Annotated in this window: 9 protein-coding genes; 6 read left to right on the top strand and 3 right to left on the bottom strand. The window is 65.9% G+C overall.

Going from position 1 to position 12,731, the window contains the following annotated elements; all coding sequences use genetic code 11:
- The first annotated feature begins 20 nt into the window (after positions 1-20).
- Complete coding sequence (locus VCS63_RS13785; protein ID WP_323880079.1) at positions 21-1,034, top strand: tripartite tricarboxylate transporter substrate binding protein; 1,014 nt, start codon at positions 21-23, stop codon at positions 1,032-1,034.
- 16 nt (positions 1,035-1,050) lie between these two features.
- Positions 1,051-1,800, top strand: a complete 750-nt coding sequence (locus VCS63_RS13780; protein ID WP_063640675.1) for a class II aldolase/adducin family protein — start codon at positions 1,051-1,053, stop codon at positions 1,798-1,800.
- Here VCS63_RS13780 and VCS63_RS13775 read toward each other — a convergent pair.
- Complete coding sequence (locus tag VCS63_RS13775; protein WP_323880078.1) at positions 1,788-3,497, bottom strand: thiamine pyrophosphate-binding protein; 1,710 nt, start codon at positions 3,495-3,497, stop codon at positions 1,788-1,790. The genes VCS63_RS13780 and VCS63_RS13775 overlap by 13 nt on opposite strands.
- A 157-nt stretch (positions 3,498-3,654) precedes the next feature.
- On the opposite strand from VCS63_RS13775, the gene VCS63_RS13770 reads away from it, so the two are divergent.
- Positions 3,655-4,614: a LysR family transcriptional regulator gene (locus VCS63_RS13770; RefSeq protein ID WP_076813423.1), complete on the top strand. Its 960-nt coding sequence runs from the start codon at positions 3,655-3,657 to the stop codon at positions 4,612-4,614.
- 512 nt (positions 4,615-5,126) lie between these two features.
- Here VCS63_RS13770 and VCS63_RS13765 read toward each other — a convergent pair.
- Complete coding sequence (locus tag VCS63_RS13765) at positions 5,127-6,104, bottom strand: Bug family tripartite tricarboxylate transporter substrate binding protein (RefSeq protein WP_112965533.1); 978 nt, start codon at positions 6,102-6,104, stop codon at positions 5,127-5,129.
- 308 nt (positions 6,105-6,412) lie between these two features.
- Here VCS63_RS13765 and kdgD point away from each other — a divergent pair, with 308 nt between their 5' ends.
- Positions 6,413-7,327 carry a 5-dehydro-4-deoxyglucarate dehydratase gene (kdgD, locus tag VCS63_RS13760; RefSeq protein ID WP_063640678.1) on the top strand — a complete coding sequence of 305 codons (915 nt, stop codon included), beginning with the start codon at positions 6,413-6,415 and terminating at the stop codon, positions 7,325-7,327.
- A 58-nt stretch (positions 7,328-7,385) separates the two neighbouring features.
- Positions 7,386-8,318: a hypothetical protein gene (locus tag VCS63_RS13755; protein ID WP_323880076.1), complete on the top strand. Its 933-nt coding sequence runs from the start codon at positions 7,386-7,388 to the stop codon at positions 8,316-8,318.
- 15 nt (positions 8,319-8,333) lie between these two features.
- On the opposite strand, the gene ilvA is transcribed toward VCS63_RS13755, so the two are convergent.
- Positions 8,334-9,848: a threonine ammonia-lyase, biosynthetic gene (ilvA, locus tag VCS63_RS13750; protein WP_063640906.1), complete on the bottom strand. Its 1,515-nt coding sequence runs from the start codon at positions 9,846-9,848 to the stop codon at positions 8,334-8,336.
- 644 nt (positions 9,849-10,492) lie between these two features.
- On the opposite strand from ilvA, the gene VCS63_RS13745 reads away from it, so the two are divergent.
- The gene (locus VCS63_RS13745; RefSeq protein WP_063640680.1) at positions 10,493-12,721 is read left to right on the top strand and encodes an NADP-dependent isocitrate dehydrogenase; all 2,229 of its coding nucleotides are present in this window, start codon (positions 10,493-10,495) and stop codon (positions 12,719-12,721) included.
- Positions 12,722-12,731: the final 10 nt, after the last annotated feature.

The raw sequence follows: 12,731 nt of genomic DNA, 5'->3' as shown, positions 1-12,731 counted from the left end.
AGGCAATAAAGCGAGGCGGAATGCAATCCGCCCCCGGGACGGTCTCATCAACATTGCGGCGGGCCATGCTGGCGGCCCTGCTGGCCGGCTGCGCCTGGGCCGCGGCGGGTCCTGCGTGCGCGCAAGACCCCTATCCTTCCAAGCCGGTGACCATCCTGGTCGGTTTTCCCCCTGGCACAGCAACGGACACGGTAGCGCGGATGGTCGGCGACCGCCTTGGCCAGCGCCTGGGCCAGCAGTTCATCGTCGAGAACAAGCCGGGTGCGGGCGGCTCCATCGCGGCGGGCCTGGGTGCCCGAGCCAAGGCCGATGGTTACACGCTCATGATCGGCGCTTCCGCGCCCCAGGCCATCAACCCCCACGTCTATCCCAATCTGAACTACGACGCGCGCAAGGATTTCGCGCCCATCGGGCTTTTAACCTGGCTGCCCTATCTGTTTGTCGTCAGCCCCGAGAACCCGGCCAACAACCTGCGCGACTTTCTCGCGGCCGTAAAGGCCAAGCCTGGCCAATACACCTACGCCACCACCGGCGTGGGCACCACCAGCCACCTTGTAACTTCAGTCCTGCTTTCCAAGGCGGGCGCCAGCATGATCCACGTGCCTTACAAGGGCAGCAGCCAGGCACAGACCGATATCGTGGGAGGACGCACCTACGCCACGTTCGACACCATGGTGTCCTCGCTGGCCCTGGTGAAGGCCGGCCGCCTGAAGGCCATCGCCGTCAGCACACCGCAACGGGTGGCGACCCTGCCGGACGTGCCCACCGTCTCCGAACAGGGCTTCCCCGGTTTCGACATGGGCGCCTGGCTGGGCCTTATCGCGCCCGCGGGCATCCCGCCCGATATCCAGCAAAAGCTGGCGGCCGAGCTCAACACCGTGCTGGCGGACCCGGCCGTGCGAGACAAGCTTGCAGAGCTGGGCGCCCAGGTCCGCACCACCGCCACGCCCGCCGAGTTCGGCGCGCTGATGAAATCCGAGTATGAGTCGTGGGGCAAGGTAGTCCGCGAATTCAACGTCAAAGCGACCGACTGAACAGGAAACCAGAGCGATGCATACCTCCACCACCATGAGCCCTGCGGAACGCGACACCCGCGTCCAGCTGGCCGCCTGCTACCGGCTGGTGTCCCACTTCGGCATGAGCGATCTCATCTACAACCACATCACCGCGCGCATCCCGGGACCCGAGGGCCACCTCCTGATCAACCCCTACGGCATGATGTATGACGAAATCACCGCGTCCAGCCTGGTGAAGATAGACCTGGACGGCAACGTGCTGGGCAACCAGGGCGACTACGGCATCAACGCAGCCGGCTACGTGATCCATAGCGCGGTGCACGGCGCGCGCCACGATGTGCAATGCGTCATCCACACGCACACCCGCGCCGGCATGGCGGTGTCCGCGCTGAAGTGCGGTTTGCTGCCGCTGACCCAGACCGCCATGCGCTTCGCCAAGATTCCGTACCACGACTACGAAAGCGTGGCCATCGACCTGGACGAGCGCGAGCGCCTGGTGGCGGACCTGGGTCAGTCCGAGGCGATGATCCTGCGCAACCATGGCCTGCTGGCGGCGGGCCCGAGCATCGCGCAGGCGTTCAATACGCTGTATTGGCTGGAAATGGCATGCAAGGCGCAAGTGGATGCCCTGGCCGCCAACCGCGAACTGTGCCTGCCGCCACCGGAAGTGATCGAAAAGACCTGGCACCTGTACCAGCCGACCACGCGCCGGCCCTTCGGCGAACTGGAATGGCCGGCCATGTTGCGCCTGATGGACAGGAAAGATCCGAGCTACCGGGAGTGAAGCGTCGGCGCTGCCGCGCGTCCAAGGAGGTCGATGCCGGCCTCGCTGTCCGCGCCGTCCGGCAGGATGGCGGCAAGACTGGTCTTGACCTCCAGGAAATACGGGGCCGTCGCGGCCAGCCCTCGGGCGATGGCCGCGTCCACCTGGTCCTGGCGGGTGACATGCTCGGTCTGCATGCCAAACGCGCGGGCCATCATCGTGAAATCGGGGCTGGCGAGGTTGGTGCCCACGTAGCGTCCGGGATAGGTGCGCGCCTGGTGCACGCGGATCGACCCATAGCAGTTGTTGTTGGACACGATGAAGAACACCGGCAAGCCGCGTTCGGCCGCGGCCATCATTTCGTTGCCGGTCATCATGAAGCCGCCGTCGCCCACCAGGCACACCACCTTGCTTTGCGGGTTGCGCAGCTGCGACGCGATCGCCGCCGGCGTGCCATAGCCCATGGCGCCGGACTGCGACGCCATCAGCCGCTGGGGGTAGGCAAAAGGAAAATGACGGTAAACGGGGGCCGCGAAAGTGCCCGCATCCAGGCAGACCATGAGATCCGCGGGCGCCTGTTCAGCCAGTGCGCGCACCACGGACACGAACGGCACGCCATCATCCGCCTTTGGACTCGGCCAGGCGGCCACGCGCTCGCGGATGGCGCGCAAGGAAGCTGCCCAGTCTCCGCGCGCCGCGCCGCCCGTTGGCGGCAAGGCCGCCAGTGCCTGCGCGGTGGCGACCGGGTCTGCGACGAGACCTACGTCGGCCGCGAAATGCTGGTTCACGGTATGCGCGTCGACGTGGCAATGCACCAAGGTCTGCGACGGCCTGGGATAGACCGGGAACGTGTAGCCCTGCGTAGTGATGTCTCCCAGGCGCGTGCCCAGGGCCAGGATCAGGTCGCTGGAGTCAAAGGCCGCCACCTGGGCCGCTTGCGTCGCCAGATCCAGGTCGCCCGCATACAGCGGATGCGTATTCGGAAAGATGTCGTGCTGGCGGAACGATACCGCCACCGGCACGCCATGCCGCTCTGCCAACAGGCGCAAGGCGTCGCGGCCGCCCGGCGCATTGAACGCCCCGCCAGCGATGATCAGCGGCCGGCTGGCGGATTGCAGCAAGGCGCGCAGCCGCTCCAGCGTATCGGGCGCTGGCTGGCTTGGACTGCAAGGCGCCGCCGTCCACTCAGGCCGGGACGCCGTCGCCTGCTGCACGTCCTCGGGCACCACCAGCACGACCGGCCCCGGCGTGCCGGAGGTAGCCACCCGCAGCGCCTTGAAGGCGGCCCAGGCCAGATCTTCGGGCGCGGCCACCTCATGCACCCACTTGGCGATGGAACCGAACATCTTCTGATAGTCGATCTCCTGGAAGGCTTGCTTGCGCAGGTCCTTGCGCGGCACCTGTCCGATCAGGAGGATCATCGGCACGCCATCCTGTTGCGCGGCATGGACGCCGATGGCGGCATTGGCCGCGCCGGGGCCGCGGGACACCATGACCACGCCCGGCCGGCCCGTCAGCCGGCCGTCGGCACCAGCCATGAAGCTCGCCCCGCCTTCGTGCCGGCAGGTCACCACGTCGATGCCGGGAAAGTCGTGCAGAGCGTCCAGCACGCCCAGATAGCTTTCACCGGGCACGAGAAAAACGCGATCGATGCCATCGCGGGCGAAGATCCCGAGCAAGGCGTGGGAAGACGTATTCAATTCGGAAGCAGGCGTCATGGATGGCCGAAAACCAGGAAAAGGCGCACAAGCGCGGGTCGGATACGCAGGAATTCTAGGGTGGCTGGCACGATGCCATGTAGGCATACTGTGCCTATCAGATATACAAAAAACGCACACAGGGAGCGTCCGCCCGCGCGGGCGGCGAGACATCGCGATGGACCTACGCAAGATCGAGAACCTGATCCACGTGGCCGATTCGGGCAGCTTCTCCAAGGCCGCGTCGGTGCTGGGAATTGCGCAGTCCGCGCTGGGCCGCCAGGTCAGAAAGCTTGAGGACGAATGCGGCTGCGCCCTGCTCTATCGCAACGGCCGCGGCGTGTCCCTGACACCGGAGGGCGAGAAACTCCTGGACCGCCTGCGCCCCTTGCTGACACAGATGACGCAGGTCGTGACCGAATTCCACGACGAGCAGAAGTCCCCTTCCGGACAGGTTACGCTGGGCCTTACTCCCACGCTTTCCCATATGGTCGGCATGCCGCTGGTGGCGGAAGTATGGAAGCGCCATCCCCGCATCCAGTTGAACGTCATTACGGGCTATAGCGGCTATGTGCACGAATGGCTGGCCAACGCCCGCGTCGACATCGCCGTACTGCACGACGCGCGGCGCTCGCAGCATGTGGTGGTCGATCCCCTGGCCGAGCTGGACCTGGCGCTGGTCTCGCCGGCACAGAACCTGTCGCCCGCCGCGCGCGCCCGGTCCACCATTGATTTCGCGCAATTGGGCGATCTGCCACTGGCGCTGCCCACACGCAGCCATGGCCTGCGCCGCACCTTGGAGCAGGCGGCCGCCCAGGCGGACCGACCCTTGAACGTGGTATTCGAAATGGATGCGCTGGAACTGATGAAGGAAATCGTGCTGGAAGGCCTGGCCCACACCGTGCTGGCCTTGCCCGCAGTGGTGGGTGAACTCGCGTCCGGCCGGCTCGTCGCCCGCAGAATCGTCAACCCGGCGCTGTGCACCCGCCTGATGCTGGCCACCGCATCCAACCGGCCGTTGACGCAGGCAGTGAAGCTCGTGCAGGACATCCTGCGCGAACTGCTGCAAGACATGGTCCGGGCAGAGCCCTATCGCTCATACATGCGGATGACCGGCGCGTGCAGCGGGGCTGGGTGAATTTCCCTTGACCTTACCTCGGCACCGGCAACGGCGGCGCCGGGGTCAGGGGGCCTGCCGGAACCCCGCGCGGCGCCGGCATGGGCGGCAGACGTGACGGCGCGGGGCTCATCCATCCTGGTTGGCGGCTGGGTCCGCTGGAGGGCGGCGCTGGCGGTCCGGGCGGCCTGCCCGCGGTGGCGCATCCCGTGCCCAGGCACGGTTCCTGGGCGGCGCCGGGATTGACCAGCCGCGGGCAGGACGCGCCGACGCAGGCGTCCGGTATGACGCGGGCCGATGGCGGCGGTGGCGGCACGGCGGGTGTGCCGCCTTGCGCGCCGGCTTGCCCCCAAAACGACGCCAGCACCGCGACCGTCCATAGCGTTTTCATGGCTGCAACCCCTGCCCCTGGATCGCCGCGGCCTGTGTAAGGGTTTCCGCGGGTGCTGTCCGCGCCACGCCGGGGCCTGGGCGGGCGCGGGACGGTTCCAGTGTGCTCCCCAGCGTCATCGGCTGTCCAGAAAGGCCCCGCGTCAGTCCAGCCTGATGTCCGCGCTTTTCACCACCGAGGCCCAGCGCGCGCGTTCGCTGTTGAAAAATTGCGCCAGCTCGACAGGATTGCGGGTGACGATTTCAGCGCCTTGCTCGTTAAGCTGCGCCTTCACGTCCGGCTGGCTGACGATCTGTGCCATCAGTTCAGACAAGCGCAGCGCAACCGGGTCGGTCGTGGTGGCGGGCGCCATCACGCCTTGCCAGGTGCCGGATTCAAAACCCGCCACGCCCTGCTCGGAAATGGTCGGAATGTCGGGCACCAGTTGCATGCGCTCCCGCTTGGAGATGGCGATCGGCCTGAGCTTGCCCGCCTTGATATGCGGCAGCGTGGCCAGCAATCCGTTCATGATGACCTGGGTCTGTCCGCCTATGGTGTCGGTCACCGCCTGCGACCCGCCTTTGTATGGCACGTACTCCCATCGCGCCCCCGTGGCCTGCTGCACGGCCACGGCGGCCAGGTGCGGCGCGCTGCCGATGGCGGTCACAGCAAAATTCAGCCGCTGCTGCTTCGAAAGCGCCACCAGTTCCGGCACGGTCTTGGCCGGCACGTCCGGGTGCACGGCGAGCACGTGGGGCGAATAGGCCAGCATGCCTACCGCGCGCAGATCCTTGGAGGGATCGAACGACAGCTTGGTGTACACGGACGGGCTGATCGCCAGGGCGCCCACGTCGCACAGCAGCACCGTATGGCCTTCCTGCGCGGCCTGCACTACCAGGCCAGCCCCAAGATTGCCGTTGGCGCCGGGCTTGTTCTCCACCACCACGGTCTGCTTCAGGGCGTCGCTGAGCCGCGGCGCCAGAATGCGGGCAATGATGTCCGAGGAACCTCCGGGCGGGTACGGCACGATGATGCGAACCGGACGCGTCGGCCAGTCGCCCGACTGTGCCCACGCCGGCAGCCATGACGACAGGCAAAGCGCCGCGGCGCCGCCCAGGAAATGTCTTTTGCTAAGGTCCATGGAGTCTCCTTTCGAATTTTTTCGCGTACGGCCCTGAGCGCCGGCGCGGGCGGTCCGCCCACGGGAATCCCTGGGCACGCCCGCAATGACCGGATCCCGGTTCTGCGCATGTCATCGTACAACCGTGAAAATATCTTTGGAAAGCAGAACCCTTGTCTTATCGGGTATACCCCTATAATCCCCTGATAACACGCTGTATTTCGCTTGAATTCGGCTTATCTCATGTTGTACGATGACTTGCCCGCCAAAGCCGTGACAGGCAGATGGCAAATTCCGCCCATTGAGGCAACCATACGGATGCGCGCAACATGACCACCCCGCAGGAACTCAAGCAGATCGTTTCGGAAGGACTGCTATCCTTTCCCGTCACCGACTTCGACTCGAACGGCGACTTCAACGCCAGAGGCTATGCGCAGCGCCTGGAATGGCTGGCCCCCTATGGCGCCACTGCCCTGTTCGCCGCAGGCGGCACGGGAGAGTTCTTTTCGTTGGCGCCCGAGGAGTACGCGGACGTCATCCGCACCGCGGTGCAGACCTGCGCAGGCAAGGTCCCCATCCTGGCTGGCGCGGGCGGCCCGACCCGCACGGCCATCGCTTATGCGCAAGAGGCCGAGCGCCTGGGCGCCAAGGGCATCCTGCTGCTGCCCCATTACCTGACCGAAGCGTCACAACAAGGCATCGCCGCACACGTCGAACAGGTCTGCAAATCCGTCAAGATCGGCGTCATCGTCTACAACCGCGCGCAATCCCGGTTGTCCGCCGACAGTCTGGCCCAACTGGCCGAACGCTGCCCCAACCTGGTGGGATTCAAGGACGGCGTGGGCGACATCGAAGCCATGGTGCGCATCCGCCGCAAGCTGGGCGACCGGTTCTCCTACCTGGGCGGCTTGCCCACGGCCGAGGTCTATGCCGCGGCCTACCGGGCGCTGGGCGTGCCGGTCTATTCATCTGCCGTCTTCAATTTCGTGCCCAGGACGGCCATGGACTTCTACCGTGCCATTGCCGCGGGCGACCACGACACCACCAATCGCCTGCTGGATGACTTCTTCCTGCCCTACCTGGAAATCCGCAACCGCGTCCCCGGGTATGCCGTCAGCATCGTCAAGGCTGGCGCCAAACTGGTCGGCCACGATGCCGGCCCCGTGCGCGCGCCCCTGACGGACCTGCAAGCCAACGAACTGGAAATGCTGGACGCCCTGATCCGCAAGCTCGGCCCTCAGTAAAGCGCGCGCCCTGGCAGTGGTATATATAGGCCGGTCCAGCCACACCAGGGAGCCCCCGATGGCGAGCCGTCGCAGCCTCGCGTTTCTGTTTTGCATGCTGGCCGCCCCTGCGGGCGCGGCCGTCGTCTACGACAACCATGGCCTGGTGGTCGAAGCTGCCAACGGCAGCCGCAACGACTGGAACACCGGCCAGCGGCAAACCACCCGCGGCACCACCATCACATACCAAGGCAAGCCGCTGTGCGGCAAGGATGTGGGCGCCCTGCTCTATCCCGGCGGGCAACGCATCGAGGCGCGCGCCTTCTTCTGCGCATCCACGGCCAAGGCGTTGGAAACCGATGCCGTGCTTGCCTACTTCACCAGCTCCAGCGCCAATACGGTGCTGGCGCACTTGCGCGTGGTCGACGGCGCGCTGCGCGTCAACCGCCTGAGCCTGTCCACCGATCCCGACCGCGACCGGATTTCCGTCACCCGCTTCGAGGACGCCCGGCAGCCTGGCTGGACGCGGGTATACACGTCCTGGAACGAAACCGTAATGATCCGCCATGCGCCGCTTGCCGCCCTGAACCTGGGCCGGGGCAAACTGTTGGACGTGGCGGATGGCGTGGCGTACCTGGCCGTTCCGCCCGGCCGGGACGTGGTCGAGATCGAACCCACCAAACGGATCAAGGATGCGGACGGCTACCTGCAGATCGTTCCCGCCATCACCAAATTCGTCGACACCCCGCTGGCGTTCCGCGCGGTGCGCATGAGCGACGGCCATGAGCTCGCGCGCCTGGATTTCAAGGACACCTGCCTGCGGCTGCCGGCGATTCAGTTCGACCGGCCGGATGCCCTGTCCCGCTCATCGGCCGCGCCCGAGGTGGCGTTCGACGAGGTGCCGGCATGGCGGGCCAGCACCTTGCAGGTGACCCAGGCGCAGGGGCGCGCCGCTTTGCGCCTGCAGCCAGGCGTGAGCCTGCCGCGCAAGCCCGGATGCGCACCGGGCTGAACGCGGACCGCCTCTTCAGATCAGGAACTGGCGGTACGCCTCGTTGCCGGTTTCCTCGGTGTGGGCGTAGCCCAACTGCCGCAGGAACGCATCCAGCGCCGCGCTGTCGGCCAGCGGCGCCTGGATGCCGACCAGCGCGGAACTGAATTCCGTGCCCTGGTTGCGATAGTGGAACAGGCTGATGTTCCAGTTGGGCGCCATTTCGGACAGGAATTTCATCAGCGCGCCCGGGCGCTCGGGGAATTCGAAGCGGAACAAGCGTTCGCCGGCGGCCAGCGGCGAGCGCCCGCCAACCATGTAGCGGATGTGCTGCTTGGACACTTCGTTATTGCTCAGGTCGCCGACGGAGAATCCCTGCTCCTGCAACGCCGCCATGATCTCCGCCGCGTCGCCGCGCCGGGAAATCTGCATGCTGACAAAGATGTGCGCGGTGCGCGCGTCGGCAATGCGGTAGTTGAATTCGGTCACGCTACGCTGTCCGATCACGCTGCAAAAGCGGCGGAAGCTGCCACGTTCCTCCGGCACCGTCACGGCGAAGACCGCCTCGCGCGCTTCGCCGACCTCGGCACGGTCGGCAACGAAGCGCAAGCGGTCGAAGTTCATATTGGCGCCGGAGGTCACCGCCACCATGGGCAGACCTTGCACACCTTCGCGCTCCACGTATTTCTTCAACCCGGCCACCGCCAGCGCGCCCGCCGGTTCCAGCACGCTGCGGGTATCCAGGAACACATCCTTGATCGCCGCGCAGACCGCGTCCGTATCCACAAGAATGATCTCGTCCAGATATTCCCGGCATAGCCGAAAGGTTTCCTCGCCGACCAGCTTGACCGCCGTGCCGTCCGAAAACAGGCCGACTTCGGGCAGATTGACCCGCTCTCCCACCTGCATGGACAGCGACATGGCGCAGGAATCCTCGGTCTGCACGCCGATGACCTTGACGGCCGGGTCCACTGCCTTGATGTAGGTCGCCACCCCCGCCGCCAGCCCGCCACCGCCGATCGGCACAAAGACGGCATGCAAAGGGCCTGCATGCTGGCGCAGGATCTCCATGCCCACCGTGCCCTGACCGGCAATCACGTAGGGATCGTCGAATGCCGGAATGAAGGTCAGGTCCTGCGCGCTCGCCAGCTTCTGCGCGTGGCCATAGGCGTCGCTATAGGAATCCCCTGCCTGCACCACCGTCACCGTGGGGCCGCCATGCGCCTTTACCGCATCCACTTTCACCTGCGGCGTGGTCTGCGGCACCACAATGATGGCCCGCACGCCCATCTTGGCGGCAGAGATTGCAACGCCTTGCGCGTGGTTGCCGGCGGAGGCCGTGATCACGCCCCGCTCCAACGCTGCCTGCGGCGTGTTGCGCATCTTGTTGTAGGCGCCGCGCACCTTGAAGGAAAAAACCGGCTGATTGTCTTCGCGCTTGAAGTAGACCGGATTACCCAGCCTGGCCGACAGCCCGCGGGCGCGATCCAGTTCGGTTTCCCGGGCGATGTCGTAGATCCGGGCGGTCAGGATCTGCCTCAGGTATTCCATCGGCGAGGCCTTGCCGTCCTGGAATGCGGAGGCGGCCGCGGTGGTTGCGGTTTGCTGAGTGACTTGCGGGGTATGGGGCATCTGGCTCTCTGCTTCGGTGTGCTTGCCCGGCAGAGGCGGCCACAAAAAACCCGCCTCGTGGGGCGGGTGGCTGTGACTGTTGCGGTCGCGCGCTAACCCACCATTCCAGGAATGATGGTAATAATCAGCGAAATGCGGACGGCGCGGAAATTCATGGGGACGTAGCTTCCTCCTTGTGAGCCGCTTTGTCAAACGCGTCGCGGGCTCAAAACGGCCCAACTCAATACGTCCCCCTTTAATTTGCGTGCGATTGTGCCCATATCCCGGCCGAATCCTCGGGTTTTGCCGCGCAGCAGGCATAGCACGGTATTACAATGTAAGGTTCGTGGCAGTCGCACTTCCCTAGGCGGACCAGAATCGCTCCGGCATGACCGGCGCGCCCCGGCCGGCCAGATAAAAAAGGGCGGGCGCCGGCCATGTTGGACAGACGCCTGCCGGCCTTCTCTTTGGACGCGTCCGCGCGCCTGCCCATACGAACCCACTCTCCGACAACATCTACCGGCTTCTGGCCGCATAGCATGTTCGGGTTTGCGCCTAGCGCCTGCCGAACAGATTCAAGGATCATGTCTCTTACTCCGAAGATTATCTATACCCTCACCGATGAAGCTCCGGCGCTTGCAACCCGTTCGCTGCTGCCCATCGTCCAGGCTTTCGCAAAGCCCGCAGGCATCACGGTCGAGACCCGCGACATCTCGCTGGCCGGCCGCATCATCTCGGTCTTCCCCGACTACCTCGAAGACAGCCAGAAGCTGGGCGATGCCCTGTCGGAACTCGGCGCCCTCGCCGTCCAACCCGAAGCCAACATCATCAAGCTGCCCAACATCAGCGCGTCGATGCCGCAGCTGAAGGCCGCCATCAAGGAACTCCAGGAACAGGGCTACAAGCTGCCCGACTACCCGGACGCCCCCGCCAACGACACCGAGCGCGACGTCAAGGCCCGCTACGACAAGGTCAAGGGCAGCGCCGTTAACCCGGTCCTGCGCGAAGGCAACTCCGACCGCCGCGCGCCCCTGTCGGTCAAGAACTACGCTCGCAAGCACCCGCACAAGATGGGCGCCTGGTCGGCTGACTCCAAGTCGCACGTGGCCCACATGAGCGAAGGCGACTTCTACGGCACCGAAAAGTCGGCCCTGATCGCCGATGCCGGCGACGTCAAGATCGAACTGACCGCCGCCGACGGCTCCAAGACCGTCCTGAAGGAAAAGACCCCGGTCAAGGCCGGCGAAATCATCGACGCCGCCGTGCTGTCGGCCGCCAAGCTGAAGTCCTTCCTGCAAGCGCAGATCGACGACGCCCGCGCCACCGGCGTGCTGTTCTCGGTGCACCTGAAGGCCACGATGATGAAGGTCTCCGACCCGGTCATCTTCGGCCACGTCGTGTCCGTGTTCTACAAGGACGTGCTGGCCAAGCACGCCGACGCGCTCAAGCAAGCCGGCTTCGATCCCAACAACGGTATCGGCGACCTGTACGCCAAGATCCAGTCCCTGCCCGCCGACAAGCAGGCCGAGATCACCGCCGACATCGACGCCGCCTACAAGACCCTGCCGCAGCTGGCCATGGTGAATTCCGACCGCGGCATCACCAACCTGCACGTGCCCAGCGACGTCATCGTCGACGCGTCCATGCCCGCCATGATCCGCGATTCGGGCAAGATGTGGAACGCCGAAGGCGTCCTGCAGGATGCCAAGGCCGTCATCCCCGACCGCAGCTACGCCGGCGTCTACCAGGCCGTCATCGAAGACTGCAAGCGCAACGGCGCCTTCAACCCGGTCACGATGGGCAGCGTGCCCAACGTCGGCCTGATGGCCCAGGCCGCCGAGGAATACGGCTCGCACAACAAGACCTTCGTCATTCCCGCCGCGGGTACCGTGCGCGTCACGGACGCCTCGGGCAAGGTCCTGCTGGAACAAGCCGTCGAAGCCGGCGACCTCTGGCGCATGTGCCAGACCAAGGACGCCGCGATCCAGGACTGGGTCAAGCTCGCCGTCGCCCGCGCCCGCGCCACCAAGACCCCCGCAGTGTTCTGGCTGGACGAGAACCGCGCCCACGACGCGCAGATCATCGCCAAGGTCAAGCAGTACCTGAAGGACCACGACACCAGCGGCCTGGATCTGCGCATTCTGAGCCCGGTCGAAGCCACCAAGTTCTCGCTCAAGCGCATCCGCGAAGGCCTGGACACCATCTCGGTCACCGGCAACGTGCTGCGCGACTACCTGACCGACCTGTTCCCCATCATGGAACTGGGCACCAGCGCCAAGATGCTGTCGATCGTGCCGCTGGTCGCAGGCGGCGGCCTGTTTGAAACGGGCGCCGGCGGTTCCGCGCCCAAGCACGTCCAGCAATTCCTGGAAGAAGGCTTCCTGCGCTGGGACTCGCTGGGCGAGTTCATGGCCCTGGCCGAATCGCTGGACCACCTGGGCCGCACCTACGGCAACGCCCGCGCCCAGGTCCTAGCCAAGACGCTGGACCAGGCGACCGCCAAGTTCCTGGACGAAAACAAGTCGCCCGAGCGCAAGGTCGGCGGCCTGGACAACCGCGGCAGCCACTACTACCTGGCCATGTATTGGGCGCAGGCCGTGGCCGCGCAGACGGACGACGCCGAGCTGGCAGCCCTGTTCGCGGCGCCCGCCCGCGCGCTGGCTGAGGGCGAGGACAAGATCCTGGCCGAACTGAAGGCCGCCCAAGGCAAGCCCGTGGACATCGGCGGCTACTACCAGCCCGACGAAGCCCGCGCCAGCCAGGCCATGCGCCCCAGCCCCACGCTGAACCAGGCCCTGGCCTCGATCGGCTAAGCGCCCGCCG

It is taken from the genome of Achromobacter sp. D10 (genome assembly GCF_035282245.1).
Lineage (GTDB): Bacteria > Pseudomonadota > Gammaproteobacteria > Burkholderiales > Burkholderiaceae_B > Achromobacter > Achromobacter insolitus.
The sequence above is the reverse complement of the archived record's forward strand: the minus strand, read 5'-3'. Positions and strand labels throughout refer to the sequence as shown.

Excerpts from the sequence above, each read along its gene's own strand:
- kdgD (WP_063640678.1), top strand. The coding sequence starts at position 6,413 with ATGACCACCCCGCAGGAACTCAAGCAGATCGTTTCGGAAGGACTGCTA.
- VCS63_RS13745 (WP_063640680.1), top strand. The coding sequence starts at position 10,493 with ATGTCTCTTACTCCGAAGATTATCTATACCCTCACCGATGAAGCTCCG.
- VCS63_RS13770 (WP_076813423.1), top strand. The coding sequence starts at position 3,655 with ATGGACCTACGCAAGATCGAGAACCTGATCCACGTGGCCGATTCGGGC.
- ilvA (WP_063640906.1), bottom strand. The coding sequence starts at position 9,848 with ATGGAATACCTGAGGCAGATCCTGACCGCCCGGATCTACGACATCGCC.
- VCS63_RS13775 (WP_323880078.1), bottom strand. The coding sequence starts at position 3,497 with ATGACGCCTGCTTCCGAATTGAATACGTCTTCCCACGCCTTGCTCGGG.
- VCS63_RS13780 (WP_063640675.1), top strand. The coding sequence starts at position 1,051 with ATGCATACCTCCACCACCATGAGCCCTGCGGAACGCGACACCCGCGTC.
- VCS63_RS13765 (WP_112965533.1), bottom strand. The coding sequence starts at position 6,104 with ATGGACCTTAGCAAAAGACATTTCCTGGGCGGCGCCGCGGCGCTTTGC.
- VCS63_RS13755 (WP_323880076.1), top strand. The coding sequence starts at position 7,386 with ATGGCGAGCCGTCGCAGCCTCGCGTTTCTGTTTTGCATGCTGGCCGCC.
- VCS63_RS13785 (WP_323880079.1), top strand. The coding sequence starts at position 21 with ATGCAATCCGCCCCCGGGACGGTCTCATCAACATTGCGGCGGGCCATG.